General features: G+C 66.4%; 12 protein-coding genes and 3 pseudogenes. 9 read left to right on the plus strand and 6 right to left on the minus strand.

The features are described 5' to 3' along the window. The first annotated feature begins 399 nt into the window (after window positions 1-399). The 9 genes and pseudogenes from OMK73_RS12260 to OMK73_RS12300 all read left to right on the plus strand — a co-directional run bounded on the left by OMK73_RS12260 (window position 400) and on the right by OMK73_RS12300 (window position 9,970). A pseudogene (locus OMK73_RS12260) lies at window positions 400-1,385 on the plus strand (porin). 281 nt (window positions 1,386-1,666) lie between these two features. Next, on the plus strand, window positions 1,667-2,854 hold the full coding sequence (locus tag OMK73_RS12265) for an alpha/beta hydrolase (protein WP_420715645.1): 1,188 nt from the start codon (window positions 1,667-1,669) through the stop codon (window positions 2,852-2,854). A 72-nt stretch (window positions 2,855-2,926) separates the two neighbouring features. Continuing rightward, window positions 2,927-4,450, plus strand: a complete 1,524-nt coding sequence (locus OMK73_RS12270; RefSeq protein WP_267602311.1) for an AMP-binding protein — start codon at window positions 2,927-2,929, stop codon at window positions 4,448-4,450. Beyond that, window positions 4,366-4,626 (plus strand): AMP-binding enzyme, encoded by a 261-nt coding sequence (locus OMK73_RS12275; protein WP_267602312.1) that lies wholly within the window; start codon window positions 4,366-4,368, stop codon window positions 4,624-4,626. Before OMK73_RS12270 ends, OMK73_RS12275 begins: the two co-directional genes overlap by 85 nt. A 1-nt stretch (window position 4,627) precedes the next feature. Then, window positions 4,628-5,488, plus strand: a pseudogene (locus OMK73_RS12280) (VOC family protein); the annotation flags it as partial. 31 nt (window positions 5,489-5,519) lie between these two features. After that, window positions 5,520-6,677, plus strand: a complete 1,158-nt coding sequence (locus OMK73_RS12285; protein ID WP_267602313.1) for an FAD-dependent monooxygenase — start codon at window positions 5,520-5,522, stop codon at window positions 6,675-6,677. A gap of 268 nt (window positions 6,678-6,945) precedes the next feature. Further along, window positions 6,946-7,701, plus strand: a complete 756-nt coding sequence (locus tag OMK73_RS12290) for an Asp/Glu racemase (protein ID WP_267606343.1) — start codon at window positions 6,946-6,948, stop codon at window positions 7,699-7,701. A 66-nt stretch (window positions 7,702-7,767) separates the two neighbouring features. Further along, window positions 7,768-9,033 carry an MFS transporter gene (locus tag OMK73_RS12295; RefSeq protein WP_267602314.1) on the plus strand — a complete coding sequence of 422 codons (1,266 nt, stop codon included), beginning with the start codon at window positions 7,768-7,770 and terminating at the stop codon, window positions 9,031-9,033. Between the two features lie 106 nt (window positions 9,034-9,139). Further along, window positions 9,140-9,970 (plus strand): TetR/AcrR family transcriptional regulator, encoded by an 831-nt coding sequence (locus tag OMK73_RS12300; RefSeq protein ID WP_267602315.1) that lies wholly within the window; start codon window positions 9,140-9,142, stop codon window positions 9,968-9,970. A gap of 228 nt (window positions 9,971-10,198) precedes the next feature. On the opposite strand, the gene OMK73_RS12305 is transcribed toward OMK73_RS12300, so the two are convergent. From OMK73_RS12305 to OMK73_RS12330, 6 genes and pseudogenes are all read right to left on the minus strand, one after another. Beyond that, window positions 10,199-10,675 (minus strand): MarR family winged helix-turn-helix transcriptional regulator, encoded by a 477-nt coding sequence (locus OMK73_RS12305; protein WP_267602316.1) that lies wholly within the window; start codon window positions 10,673-10,675, stop codon window positions 10,199-10,201. Beyond that, complete coding sequence (locus OMK73_RS12310; RefSeq protein ID WP_267602317.1) at window positions 10,672-10,890, minus strand: hypothetical protein; 219 nt, start codon at window positions 10,888-10,890, stop codon at window positions 10,672-10,674. The genes OMK73_RS12305 and OMK73_RS12310 overlap by 4 nt, the downstream gene beginning before the upstream one ends. A 14-nt stretch (window positions 10,891-10,904) precedes the next feature. Continuing rightward, window positions 10,905-12,506, minus strand: a pseudogene (locus OMK73_RS12315) (FAD-dependent monooxygenase). A 135-nt stretch (window positions 12,507-12,641) separates the two neighbouring features. Continuing rightward, entirely contained in the window at window positions 12,642-13,067 is a 426-nt protein-coding gene (locus OMK73_RS38305) for a rubredoxin (RefSeq protein ID WP_324291722.1), read from the minus strand. A 41-nt stretch (window positions 13,068-13,108) separates the two neighbouring features. After that, window positions 13,109-13,807, minus strand: coding sequence for an alpha/beta hydrolase (locus OMK73_RS12325; RefSeq protein ID WP_267602318.1), 699 nt, complete (start codon window positions 13,805-13,807; stop codon window positions 13,109-13,111). A gap of 63 nt (window positions 13,808-13,870) precedes the next feature. After that, entirely contained in the window at window positions 13,871-14,665 is a 795-nt protein-coding gene (locus OMK73_RS12330; RefSeq protein WP_267602319.1) for a dioxygenase, read from the minus strand. Window positions 14,666-14,775 lie beyond the last annotated feature (110 nt).

Here is a 14,775-nt window from a genome sequence, read left to right on the forward strand (position 1 = left end):
CACGGCTGACGCGATGAGCTTAAGCCCGTGCCATGCGCGGGCACGTGCGCTAACCCGCATGGCGAGTATGCCAGCGGCGCATGGCGAAGCAAGCGTTTGAGCGTCGCGGGCCGGCCCCGAGGCTTGCGCAGCGTCTGCCTGGCATGCCGTGCACCGGGAAAACCATTATTTAACACCATATCAAAACTCAATAGTATTTATTGAGTGTATATCAATTGATTGGGTGAGCATTCGTCGTCGAGGCTGCCTGTCAGGAGACCGCACGACCAGACGCAGGCCGATCGCAGCTTGCGGACAAGACCCAATCAAGGAGACGTAATGAACAAAGCACTGGCCATGGCCGCGGCGACACTCGCGGCACTGACCCACGGGCAAGCGCAAGCCCAATCGTCCGTCACGATGTATGGCGTGGTGGATGCCGGCATCGAATACGTAAACCGCGTGCCGAACGCGGCAAAGCAGGGCGACAGCCTCTTGCGCATGACCTCCGGCAATATTGCCGGCAGCCGCTGGGGCATGCGTGGCGTGGAGGATCTCGGTGGCGGCCTAAAGGGCGTGTTCGTGCTCGAAGGCGGCATGGTGCTCGATACCGGATCGTCCTCCCAGGGCGGCCGGATCTTTGGGCGCAAGGCCTATGTCGGCGTCGACAGCAGCGCCTATGGCCAGTTCACGCTGGGCCGGCATCACAACCTGATGTTCGACCTGATCATCGCGTTCGATCCCATGTTCTTCGCGCCGAAGTACTCGTCGTTCAGCCACGACAACTGGCTGGCGGGACGCGTGGACAACGCGGCCAAGTACACCGGCAAGTTTGGCGGGCTGACGGTAGCGGCGCTGTACAGCTTCGGGGTGGATTCCACCGTGGCCAATGGCTCGGAAGTGCCGGGCAACAGCCGTGTGGGGCGCGACATGAGCGCCGGCTTTACCTACCAGAGCGGCCGTTTTCGCGTGGGGGCGCGTACGACCAGCTCAATGGCAGCAGCGTGGCCACGGCCGGCAAGACCGAGCGGCGCTATGTCGGCGCGGCCGCGGTGGATCTGGAGGCGGTCAGCGTCTACGTGGGCTACCGCCGGCTGGCGAGCCAGTTGCTGGCGTCGATGTCGCGCACGGACCTGATGTGGACCGGCGTGAACTGGAACCTGGCGCCGGCCGTTGCGCTGACCGGCGCCGTGTACAAGACCAATGACCGCACCTCGGCCAAGGATCCCATCTCCTTTGTGCTGTCGGCCGGCTATCGGTTCTCCAAGCGCACCGACGCCTACCTGACGGCTTCCTACACGAAGAACAAGGGTGGGTCCGCGCTCAGTGCCAACGGCTACGACGGCTCGATCGTGCCTGGCGCCAACCAGCTGGGCGCGGTGGTGGGTCTGCGGCATAGCTTCTGAGCGGCGGCTAGCGCGCTTTTCACCTGGCACTTTCCTGTGCGGCTAACGCCGACACTTGGCGGCTGCCCATCGACTTGACGGTGCAGCCGCTTTCCTTTTGCGCGCATCGTGGGGTGGGTGCAGTGTTGGCGCGAGACAAGGTTTACCATTAATTGACATGCAATCAAATAACGCCTAAATTATTGAGACGGTAGCATTTAATCAAAGGAGACGCCGTGACGGAGCAGATCAAGGCACAGGTAACAGCAGGCATGCGTGGCGCATCGTGGGATGCGCGCCTGATGACGCGCCCTTACCAGATGGTCCCCTATGCGCTGGGTACCGCGGATGGCCAGCGCACGCTCGGCTTTCTCTTCACGGCGACCGGCAAGGAAAAGACCGTCGTCTCGGTGATGCACCCCCGCGAGATGGCGATCACGCATTACCTCGTGCCGTTCATCCTCGACGCCGGTTGCGCCTGCTGGGTGCAGGGCCCCCGCTCGATCGGCAACGACCTGCGCCTGGAGCATGAGATCGCGCTGTTCGACGTGGCGGCCGGCATGGCGCACCTGCGCGAGCTGGGCTTTGAGCGCATCGTGCTGCTGGGCAACTCCGGCGGCGCATCGCTCTACACCTTCTACAACCAGCAGGCGCTCACGCCGGCATCGCAGCGCATCGCCAGGACCCCGGGCGGGCGGCCGACCAACCTGGCAGAGCTGCAGATGCCCACCGTCGACGGCATGATCCTGGTGTCGCCGCATCCGGGGCAGGGCAAGCTGCTGATGACCGGGCTCGATCCTTCCGTTGTCGACGAGAACGATCCGATGCAGACCGATGCCTCGCTCGACCCGTTCTGCGCGGCAAACGGCTTCGAGGCCGCCAGCGGGCGCGGCAGTTATGCGCCGGATTTTGTCGCGCGTTATCGTGCCGCGCAGGAAGAGCGGGTCAGGCGGATCGACGAGCATGCCAGGCAGTTGCTGCACACCAAGCAAGACGCCCGCCAGCGCATCAAGGCAGGCGGCGGCACCGATCTGGACCGGCGCGTGGCCGCGCATGCGCCTATCTTCCACGTCTGGCGCACGGACGCCGACCTGCGATCCTGGGACATCACGCTGGACCCGTCGGACCGCAAGACGGGCTCGCTGTGGGGCGAGGATCCCTTTGTCTCCAACTGGGGCAGCGTTGGCTTTGCCCGCGTGGTAACGCCGGAATCCTGGCTGTCGACCTGGTCGGGCCTGACTTCCAATGCGTCGCTGGACAAGACCATCGGCGCGGTGCACCAGCCCACGCTGCTGCTGGAGTACACCGGAGACCAGTGCACGTTCCCCGCCGATATCGAGTCAGTCTACGAGCAGATCGGCAGCACGGAAAAGCGCCATATCCGCGTGCGCGGCAATCACCATGGCATGGCATTGAGCCGCGACGAAGAGCCGGGCCAGCGTATCGCCGGGGCGCACATCGTCGAGTGGCTGCGCGAGCTGATGGTGTAAGGCAAGTCATCCGGCGCGTCGGGCCACGTTCGGCGCGCCAGCAAAAAAACAGACAAGCAAGGGTAGACAGACATGTTGCAATCCCAATCGGTACGGCCCCCGGAGCTACTGGCGGGCGTCAGGTACCCCGACGAAGACCGGCTGCGGCGCAATGTTGCCGAAGGCGTGCTGACGCAAGAAACCTTGGTCGGCGCATTTCGCGCGTCGTTCCAGGCCAACGCGGACCGGCTCGCGCTGGTGGGCCCGGAGGGCAGGCTGACCTACCGCGAACTGGACGAGAAAACCGAGCGCCTTGGCGCCGCGCTGCTGGCGCTGGGCCTGCGGCCGCTGGATCGCGCGGTGTTCCAGTGCGGCAACAGCAACGAGCTGCTGCTGGCATTCTTTGGCTGCCTGAAGGCGGGCATCATTGCGCTTTGCTCGCTGCAGGCGTTCCGCAAGCTGGAGATCGGCTATCTCGGCAATCTTTGCGAAGCGCGCCTGCACGTGGTGCAGGGCGACGATGCCAAGTTCGACGACGTGGCCTTTGCGCAGGAGATGCAGGCGGAAGTGCCGAGCCTTTCCATCATCCTGCAGGCGCGTGGCGAGCGTCGTGGCAGCGCGGTGCTGCTGGCCGACCTGATCGAGGAAATGCCGCTGGCCAGGGCGCGCGCGATCCTGGCGGGCGTCAAGCCCCATCCCTTCCAGGCTGCCGTGTTCCAGCTCTCCGGCGGCACCACGGGCGTGCCCAAGATCATCCCGCGCTTCCAGAACGAATACCTGTACAACATGCGCGCGGTGGCGGCTTGCAATGGCTATACGAAGGACGACGTGCTGTTCTTCCCCACGCCGTACATGCACAACCTCAACATGGGCTGCTTCTTCGGGCCGTTCCTGCTGACCGGCGCCACGTTGACGGTCACCCCGGATCTCGGCGAGGAGAACCTGCGCGGCTTGGTGCGCGACTACCAGCCTACCTGGTTCGGCGTGGCGGGCCCGATCCTGACGCGCATTGCGCCGGAGCTGGCGCAGTCCGATGCCAGCGCACGCTCGCGCAGGAATTTCATCGCGACGAAGAACGCCGCCGGCCTCACGCGGCTGACCGGCTCGCCCACGCACCACATTTTCGGCATGACCGAAGGCGTGATCATGTTCGCCCGCAAGCACGACCCGCAAGAGATCCGCGACACCTCCGTCGGCAGTCCGGTGTCCACGCATGACGAGGTCAAGCTTGTGTACCCCGGCACGGAGGATCCCGTGGCCGACGGCGAGCCCGGCGAAGCCCTGTTCCGCGGGCCTTACACCATCCGCGGCTACTACAAGTCCGAGCAGGAAGACGTGACCCGCTTTACCGCGGACGGCTTCTACCGCTCCGGCGACCTGATGACCTCGCGCGTGGTGGACGGCAAGCGCTACTACTTTTCTGCGGCCGCATCAAGGATGTGGTGGACCGCGGCGGCGAGAAGATCAACGCCGAGGAACTGGAAAACGTCATCAACCTGCACCCGGGCGTGCTGGCCTCGGCCGTGGTGGGCATGCCGGATCGCGTCTATGGCGAGCGCGTGTGCGCCTTCGTCATTCCCGAGCCGCCGGCAACCGATCTCACGTTGGCGCAACTGACCCAATACCTGCAGGAAGCCGGGCTGGCCAAGTTCAAGTGGCCCGAACGGCTGGAAGTCATCCGAGAGTTCCCGCTGACCGCATCCGGCAAGCTCAGCAAGGTGCTGCTGCGCCAGCAGATCATCCAGTTGCTCGAGGCCGAGACGGCCGGCAACACCGTAACCGAAGGGAAGTGAAATGACCGAAGCGAAACACCTTGTCGGCGTGCCGTCCGTGCAACTGCACGGCGTGCACCACACCGCGCGTCCCACCTGGAAGCTGGCCGAGACCGTGCATTTCTACCGCGACCTGCTTGGCCTGCCGCTGGTCCACGCCATTTCGGCCAAGGGCTGGGGCCCGGACAACCATGCGGACTTCCTGCACTTCTTCTTCGATAGCGGCAACAGCAGCACCATTGCCTTCTTCTACTACATCGGCACCGAGCGGCCGGACTGGCTGGCGGTACGCGAGCACTACCAGGACCGCGCCACGCACACCGCCTGGCGCGTGCGCGACGAAGCGGAGCTGCTGGCATGGCGCCAGCGCGTGGAGGCGGTCGGCATTCCGGTGCGCTACCAGATCCGCCACGAGGTCATCGAGTCGATCTACTTCAACGATCCCAACGGCTATCCGATCGAGATCACCTGGCAGCTGCGCCCGTTCAGCGAGGCCGATGCGCTTGACGCCAGGCTGACCATCGAGTCCGCCATGGCGCTGGAGCAAGCCGCCGACGCCGCCACGGCCTTTACTTCCATTGAACCCGTCTGGCAGGCCAAGGCCGCGCAGATCGGCACGGCGCCGGAGCAGGCCGGCCGCGCATCGGTCTATGTGCTGGACGTGCCGGAATTCGCCGCGCTGATCGACGTGGCGCGCACCACAGAAGGCTATGCCACCACGCCGCTGCCAAACGGCTATGTGCGCATCGACGGCAATCCGCAGATCCACTTCCGGCGCAAGGCGCTCGGCTTCAAGCCGGCAGTCTGGTACGGCGCGCTGACCGGCGGCCTGGCCGGGCGCATCGTCCAGTTCGACATGGACGCGCTGGTGATTTCCCCGGGGAGGCGCAATGAAAGCCGCCATGAAGGCCGCCATGAAAGTCGCCATCATCGGAGGCGGCCCCTCGGGGCTCTTCCTCTCCATCCTGCTCAAGGAGCGGCTGGCGTCGGTGGAGATCGACATCTACGAGCAAAACCCGGAGAACACCACCTTTGGTTTCGGCGTGGTGCTGGCCGACACCGGGCTGTCCAACCTGCGTGCTGCCTCGCCGGCAGTGGTCGACGAGCTCGCAAAGGCGATGCGCTTCAGCGACCAGCACACCATCGTGAGCCATGAGGCCCCGATCACCATGAAGCGCCCCGGCGCGGGCGGCGGCGCGATTCCGCGCATCCAGCTGCTGTCGGTGCTGCAGGCGCGAGCCCGCGAGCTGGGTGTGCGCGTGACGTACAACCAGCGGATCAGCGACTTCTCGGCCATCGACGCCGACCTGGTCGTGGGCGCGGACGGCGTCAACTCGCTGCTGCGGGCGTCCAACGAGGAGGGCTTTGGCACCACGCGCCGCAACCTGACCAACCACTTTGCCTGGTACGGCGTGGAGAAGGCGTTCCCCAACCCGGCCCTGGTGTTCCGGCAGTACAAGGGTGGCTATCTTGTAGCGCACTACTACCCGTACTCGGACTCCATGAGCACCTTCGTGGCCGAGTGCGATCACCAGACCTGGCAGGAATTCGCCATGGACGCGATGTCCAACGAGGCGCGCCAGGCCTTGTTCGAGACGGTGTTCGCCGCGGAGCTGGGTGGCTACAAGCTGGTCTCCAATCATTCGAACTGGCGCCAGTTCCCGGTCGTGGTCAACCGGACCTGGCACGTTGGCAACCAGGTGCTGATTGGCGATGCGCTGACCAGCGCCCACTTCTCGATCGGCTCGGGCACCCGCATCGCCATGGAAGACGCGATCGCGCTGGCCGAGGCCATCGTGGCGTTCCCCGATGACGTGCCGGCGGCGCTGCAGCGCTACGATGACGTGCGCCGCCCGCAAAAGGCCAAGCTGATCCACGCATCGGAGGCTTCGTACAACTGGTATGAGCGCATCCGCGAGTGGATGAACGTGGCGACGCCGCATGAGTTCGTCTACCGCTTCATGACCCGCACCGGTCGCGTGGATGTGAACCGGCTGCGCGAGCAGTATCCCATCCTGATCGCCGAGCTGGCGGCCGCGGGCGTCTCCGATCTCACCGCGCCGCAGCCATGATGCGTGCCACCGAGTATGTGCTCATGTGATCGACATCGAGTGCTTTGTCGAAGCCATCCGCACGCGCGCCTATGACATCCGCTGCATCGCCCGCCGCCCCGACGGTGCGCTGGTGTTCGATGCCATGTTCTCCCCGATCTGCGTGCGGCTGGACGCGCGCGTGGGCACGCCCATCCCGGATTCCCTGCGCGCCGCGCTCAGCGTTTTCCTGCGCAAGCCGGCCACCGTCCCCGCCCGGACCGAGCCTCAGACCCAAAGCGAACCCAAGATGAATTACCGAATTGGCCAGATTGTCCCCAGCTCCAACATCACCATGGAGCGCGAAGTGCCGGCCATCTTTGCCGGGCGCATGCAGCGATTGCCGGAGCGTTTCTCCTTTCATTCAAGCCGCGTGCGCATGCACCGCGTGGTGGCGGAGGAGCTGGAGCGCATGAACCGCGACATGGGCCGCTGCGCGCTGGAGCTCGCCGATGCGCGCGTGGACGTGATGAGCACCGCCTGCCTGGTGGCCACGATGTGCATGGGCCGTGGCTACCACCGGCAAGTGATCGAAGACCTGAACGCGGCCATTGCCGACGCGCCTTACCGGCCCGCGATCATGACCTCGGCCGGCGCGCTGGTCGAGGAGCTGAAGGACTTTGGCGCCAGGCGCATCTCGCTGATGGCGCCCTACAGCGACGCGCTGACGCGCACCGTGGTCGAGTACATCGAGAGCGAGGGCATCGAGGTCAAGGATGCGATCAACTTCTCCATCCTCGACAACCTGGAAGTCGGCGAGCGCGACCCGCTGCAGTTGCTGCAGGACATGAAGCGCCTGGACACCGCCGGCGTGGACACGGTGGTGCTGTCCGCGTGCGTGCAGATGCCGTCTTTCGCCGCGATCGAGCGCGCGCAGCTGGCGCTGGGCGTGCCTGTCACCTCGACGGCCATCTGCACGGCGCGGCAGATGCTGCGGCGCCTGGGCCTCGATGCGGTGGCGCCGGGTTCCGGCGCGTATCTTGGCAGCAAGACCGGGCTGGCGTAGGCAACGAGCGCAACGAAAGCACAACGAAGGCGCAACGAAAGGGCCATCAGCGCCCGAGGAGACAACATGATTCAGGAAGCCCATCGCGCACCGTCCCCCGCCGGAAGGTGGACCTATATCGCGGTAGTGCTAGGCGCGGCGCTCGGCATGCTGGCCGGCTATGCGCCGCTGTTCAACGCGACCGCCGGCGTGTTCGTGCGGCCGCTGGCCACCGAGTTCGGCTGGGGCCGCTCGGAGGCGTCGCTGTCCTACGCGGCCTCGATGTTCGGGCTGGCGGTGGTCAGCCCGCTGGTGGGCACCATGATGGATCGCTATGGCGTGCGGCGCGTGATCGCCGTGTCCGCGGTGGTCTTCGGCATTGCCACCGCCTGCATGGCGCTGCAGAACGGCAGCAAGGCCATGTGGGTCGGCTTGTCGGTGGTGGTTGGCGTGTTCGGCGCGGCCACGTCGGTGCTTGGCTATCTCGCCGTGCTGCCGCAGTGGTTCGACCGCCGTCTTGGCCTCGCACTTGGCGTGGCCATGTGCGGGCTGGGGGCGGGCACCGTGCTGATGCCCGCCACGGCGCAGTATCTTATGGCCGGATACGGCTGGCGCACTGCCTATGTTGTGCTCGGCGCGGGATCGATCGCCTTGTCCTTGCTGGCATGCTCGCTGTTGCGTGAGCGCAAGACGGCCGGACGGGCGCTGGGCGCCGCCCGTGGCCAGGCCGTGGATGGCGTCCCGTTTGGTGAAGCACTGCGCAGCTATCGCCTGTGGGCCATCTGGGCGGTATTCGTGCTGGCGTCCTCCGCCACGCTGTCGCTAGGTCCCCATCTGCCGGCGATGTTCGCCGACCGCGGCTTCAGCCCGGCGGATGCGGCGCGCAGCGCCTCGATGGTGGGCATCGGCCTGCTGATCGGCCGTATCCTGACCGGGGTGCTGATCGACCGGATCCACGCCCCGTTCGTCGCCTGCGTGTTCTTTGGCGGTGGCGCGCTGGGCATCTTCCTGCTGCGCTCGGCGCATGACTACCAGGCATTGCTGCTGGCCACCACGCTGATCGGCCTCACCATCGGCGCGGAGGGTGATCTGATCTCCTACCTGGTGCGTTCGTACTTCGGCTTGCGATCCTTTGGCGCCTTGTTTGGCATTGCGTTCTCGGGCTACGGATTTGGCGCGGTGATCGGCCCGATCGGGCTTGGCGCCTGGTTCGACCGCCACGGCAGCTACGATGCGCCGCTGCTGGTACTGTCCTTCATGTTGCTGCTGGCCGGCGCGCTGACGCTTTCCCTTGGCCGGTACCGGCGTGCGGGCGATCTACCGGCCGTGGCGCCGGCAGCCGCCAGCGCATGAGCACGGGCTTGGGGCCAGGCCGGGACCGTTGACGGGTAGAATTAGCACTGGCGCAATTATCAAGCCGCGCCATCTGCACCGATCTGCACCGATCTGCCACCGACCTATGCCAGCCGCCAAGAAAATCGCCACCGTAGCCGAAAGCCCTCCCGCCACGCCGCGCCGCCGGGGCCGTCCGCCCAAGACGGACTCGCCCATCGGCGCGGAGGCCACGCTGAGCCGGTTCGCCATCCTGCAGCGCGCCATCGAGCTGACCAAGACCATGCCGCTGGACCAGATTTCCATGGTCCAGCTGGCCAAGGATTTCGGCGTGGCACCCGGGCTGATCCACTATTACCTTGGCGGGCGGGATCAACTGGTTTCCGGCGTGCTGAATGACTACTACCGGCAGCGGCTGGCCCGGCTCTCGTCGCTTACCGGAGACTGGCGCCACGACGTGGAGTCCTTCGCGCGGCTGAGCTTCCAGGTGGCGATCGAAAACCCCGGCGTGAGCATCTATGTGGCCTCGCACAACCGCTTCCGGCTGTTCCAGGACGTGCAGCCGGGCGAGACCGACTACGGGATGGAGTTCTTCAACCGGATGACGTCGGCCCTCATGCAGGGCGGATTCAATGCTGACCAGGTCGCGCTTGGCTACCATCTGCTGGCGCAATACCTTGTGTCCGCCAGCATGGCGGAAGCCTCCCGCCAGTTGCCGGTCCACCACCAGCGTTTTATCGAGAGCAAGCTGGATGCCGTGTCGCCGCTGCAGTATCCCGGCGCCCGCTTTGTCAGCAAGTCGTTCTCGCGCCTGAGTTCGGAGATTGCGTTCGAGGAAGGGCTGCGCATTACGCTGGATGGCATCGAGGGCTGGAAGCGGGGCGCGGGCCTTGCCGCCGCCCCCGTGGCCAGCCCCAGCGCCGCCGCGCCGCGCAAGCCCCGCGCCAGGAAAGCCTGATTCTGGTGCCCTCGTTCCGCTTGCCTTTCGTGACGGCGAGCCGCACCCTGCGCATTCCCGCCTCCGGCTGTTGCTCTCCCCAGTAGCGGAAATTCCTTATTTGGCTTGTTGTCAATTAACTTGCGATCATTAATTAACTGTGCATCAAATAATACCGGGCGGGCTTCGCGCAGCCCGGCAATCAATGGGAGACACCATGCAACGTCGCGCCTGCCTCCGCGGTGGCCGCTACCCAGCGTCAATAGCCCGTGCGTCGTCCTGCAGCATCGACTCCACCTGCGTCAGCAGCTTGCCCAGCGCGAGCTCCATCACCGCGCGCTCCTGGGGAGAAAGCGCGGACATCAGCGTCTCGTGCCGGCTGGAGGCGATCCGCATGATCTTCTGGTACAGCGGCTTGCCCTCGGCGGACAAGGAGATCAGCACCGCGCGGCCATCGGTGGGCGAGGGCTCGCGCTTGACCAGGCCTTGCTTGATGAGGTGATCGGCGGCGCGGCTGGCCTGGCTTTTGTCCAGGTTGGCGAACCGTGCCAGGTCGATGACCAGGAAGGGGCCGAACTCGCCGATAGCGGCGAGCGTCCTGGCTTCGCTCAGCGAGAGGTCCAGCGCTTCCGAGTACGCCTGCGCGATGCCGCGGTCGAACTGCTTGACGATGCGGTGCAGGCGGTAGGTGGCGAACCCGGAGAGGGAGGGCTTGGGGCTCGTCATGATGCGCGCTCCGGGTTGTTGTCCGTTTCCTCGAAGCTCTGCGACACCTCATCGAGCAATCGCGTGGCATCGGCAAAGCCGGCATGGCGGCTGAGCGCCAGCAGCGCCACCCGGGCCAGGTAGAGCGAGGCGTTGGGCTCGCCGAGCGCGGTCATGCGGTAGCACATCGCCGTGTAGATCTCATCGAGCTCGCTCGGGCTCATGGTCGTTTGCATTTTGTTCTCCGGCTTCAATCGATCTGCATGGCAAGGGCGATGGCAGCCCGCACATCGCTGGCGCGGGCTTGTCTCCAGCGGCCGCTGACGTAGCCGTCCGGGCGGACCAGGTACAGCGTACCGTCCACCGCGTCCAGCGCCCGTCGCACAGCATCTTGCGGGTCATTGAGACTGCCCGCGGCAGGCGCCGTGCCCGCGATCAAGTGGCAATCCAGTGCAAGGCCGCTGGCGCAAAGCTGGCGCAGCCCGGGCACGGTGTCCTCCAGGTCCTGGCCGGCGCCGGCTAAGCAGAAGGCGGTAAAGCCCGTGCCGATGCAGCGGACCAGCGAAGTCGGCGTGGCGTCCGGGCCGACCAGCGGCATGTCCGGCAGCGTGGCGCCCGGCGCCGGCCCGGCTTTGAAGCCGGGGTCGTCCGCCGCGGCAATCGGCGAGTCGGCAAACACCGCGGGACTGGTCTGGCGCGGGTTGATCAGCGAGCGCAGCTCGCGTGCGCGGCCGATAGCCCCAGCACGGCTTCACGCATCAGGGCGAAGGCGGGCGAGGGCGGGGCCATGAACTCCGTGCTCTTCGCGCCGAAGCGCATGTTCTCGCGCGCGGCCGCCACGCGTTCGGTGGAGTAGGAGGGCAGCAAGCCGGGGAGGCCTTGCCGCGCACGGCAAGGGCGAGCTTCCAGGCCAGGTTGAAGGCGTCGTCGAAGCCGCTGTTCAGGCCGCGCACGCCAAAGATGGGCACCAGGTGCGCGGCGTCGCCGGCAAACAGCGTGCGGCCGTGCACGTAGCTATCCAGCGTCAGGCACTTCGCGTTGTAGATCGAGATCCACAGCGGCTCCCACGGTGCGCTCACGCCCATCATCTTGAGGTGGCTCGCCACGCGCGGCAGCACATTTTCCGGCTTGACCGCCTGCTCGGCATCCTCGTGCTCGCCGACCTGGTAGTCGATGCGCCATACCTTGTCCGGCTGCTGGTGCAGCAGGATGGTGGAGCCGGGGTTGGATGGCGGATCGAACCACGCCAGCCGCTCGACCTCGCGCGGGGCGTCGATGGCGATATCCACGATGACGTAGCGGCCCTCGTACTGCATGCCGCGCAGCGACAGGCCTAGCGCATCGCGCACGGCGCTGCGGCCGCCGTCGGCCGCCACCAGCCAGTCCGCGCGTACCGTGTAGGCGTGGTCGCCCGCGGCCACCGCCAGCGTCACGCCGTTGCTGTCCTGCGCGGCGTCGGTAACGCGGTTCTGCCAACGGACTTCGATCAGGCCAGGGTAACGCGCGATGGCGTCGAGCAGGAATTGCTCGATGTAGTACTGCTGGATGTTGACCATAGGCGGGAAGGCCTGGCCCGGCTCGTGCGGCATGGTGAAGTGCAGCACTTCCTCGTTGCGGTAGTAGCTGCGTCCCCCGCCCATGCCAGGCCTTTCTCCAGCACCGGGGCGGCAACCCCGAGCGCGTCGAGGATTTCCAGCGAGCGCCGGGAGATGCAGATGGCGCGGCTGCCTTCGCAGGTGCCGTCGTCCGCCTCCAGGACCACGCTGGGAATGCCGTGGCGGGCCAGGGCCAGCGCGGCAGCGAGCCCGACCGGCCCGCCGCCGGCGATGACAACCTGGCGCGGCGTATCCATGCCGTCGGGGTTCAGCACCGGCAGGGATGCGGCGTGGACTTCGCGCTGGTACATGTCTTGTCTCCTGGTTGTGTGCGCAACCAGTTCAAGATACTCCAAAATGGTTGCGTTCACAACCAGATTGATCAGCCCCGCTCAGAACTCCACCATGGCAAAGTCTTCCTTGCCCACGTCGCACAACGGGCAGCGCCAGTCGTCGGGGATGTCCTCCCAGCGGGTGCCGGGCGCGATGCCGTCGTCGGGAAGGCCGGCGGCTTCGTCGTAGACCCAGCCGCAGATGATGCACACCCATTGCTTGAACTCGTCGGTGGCGGCGGACGTGACTTTTGCCGCGGCGGGGGCTTCCGGCTGCCCGGCAGCGTTCTCTTGTTCCGGCTCGTCCAAGCTGAAGACAAGCGGCGCGGCCGTGGCTTCGCCGCTGGGCGCCAGGCGCGCCTGCAACTGCACAAGCAGCCGTTGCGCCTCTTCCGTGGTCAGGTCGATCCAGTACGGATCGCCCGCGCCGTCGTTCAAGCGCTGCGGGGAAAACTGGATCTCTACTGCGGTGCCTTTCTTGTACATGCGGGTGGGGGCGGGTATTGGGGTTTTGTTCAGGCTATCGATCAGACAGGAAAAAGCACGCCGGCCAGCCATTGCTGGAAATCTGCTACCACGTCGGCATTCAGCTCATGGCCGATGGGGTAGCGCCGCGACTGGCGCGGCACGCCCAGCGCATCCAGCCACTGGTCCGCGCGCTCGGCCCACGCGACGGGCAGCTTGTTGTCGAACTCGCCATGCGCGATGAACGCCGACAGGCCGGCAAGCGCCTCGCGCGGGGCGAGTTGCGGCTCGATCTCCGGCAGGATGCGTCCGCTCAGCACGGCAAAGCCGGCCACGTCGGCCGGCGCGCTCAGGCCAACGCTGGCGCTGAGGATGCCGCCCTGGCTGAAGCCGGCGATGACGGTGCGCGCTGGCTGGGCCCCGTCCTGCGCATGGAGGGCGCGGATGAAGGCAATCAGTTGCTGGCGGCTGCGCTCCGCCTGGCCCGCGTTGATGGCGGGCGCGCCACCCGCGAAGCTGACCTCGAAAAAGCCATGCTGGCCGGGCCCGAAGGTGAGCGGGCCTTGCACCAGCAGCACTTCAACGCGCGGGTCGATACGGGTGGCCACGGGCGCGAGGCTGGTCTCGTTGCTGCCTACACCGTGCAGCAGCAGGAGCCGCGCGGCGGGCGCGGCGGCCGTTTCCGCCTTGCGCAAGCGATAGCGAAGGCCGCTTGCGGGGTCTTCGGTCAGCGGGCTGATTTCAGTGCGGGTGGTGTTCATGTCGCCTCGGGATGCTGTGGATAGGGATCAGGCCGCAACGGGCTGGGCGGCTTCTGCCTTGGCCTAGCCAATCACATACGACTCCATCGACAAGATGCCGTAGGTGATGCCGCCGTCGATGACCGCCAGCGGCTCGCCTGCCTCGGCCGCGCCGATGGCCACCAGCAGCGGCAGGAAATGCTCGTCGGTCGGGTGCGCGCGCGCCGCGTCCGGGGCCAGCCGGCGGTAATCGATCAGCGGCTGCACGTCACCCGTGCGCATGGTGTTGCGCACCGCCTCGCGCACCCACTGCGTGAACGCCACCACGTACGGTGCATCGCTGCCGGTCTGGCCGCGGAATTCATAAAGATTGTGCGTCATGCTGCCGGAGGCGACGATCAGCACGCCTTGCTCGCGCAGCGGCGCCAGCGCACGGCCCAGCGCCAGCGCGCCGGCCGGGTCTAGCGGCTGCGGCAGCGACACCTGGAACACCGGCACCTGCGCATCGGGATACAGGTGGCGCACCGGCACCCACGCGCCGTGATCCAGCCCGCGCTGCGGATCCAGCCCGGCGTTGAACCCGGCCTGTGCCAGCAGCGCCACCGTGCGCTCGGCCAATGCCGGATGCCCGGCCGCCGGGTAGCGGATCTCGTACAGGGCACGCGGGAAACCACCGAAATCGTGGATGGTCTCGGGCTGCGCGCTTGCCGTCACGCGCACGCCGCCGCGTGTTTCCCAGTGCGGCGAAACCACCAGCACGGCCTTGGGCGCCGGCAGCGTGCGGCCCAGCGCGGTGAGCTGCGGGCCGGCCAGGCCCGGCTCGATGGCGAAGGTGGGCGCGCCATGGGAGACAAACAGGACGGGAAGTGCGGTAGACATCTCGATTCTCCGTTGGCCACGGCAAAAACCGCAGCCTGCAACGACATATGGAATGTTGCTAGTCTATTGATTCATTCGATGCAGATAAACTGCCGGTCGCGTGATATATA

The organism is Cupriavidus sp. D39, assembly GCF_026627925.1.
Lineage (GTDB): Bacteria > Pseudomonadota > Gammaproteobacteria > Burkholderiales > Burkholderiaceae > Cupriavidus > Cupriavidus ulmosensis.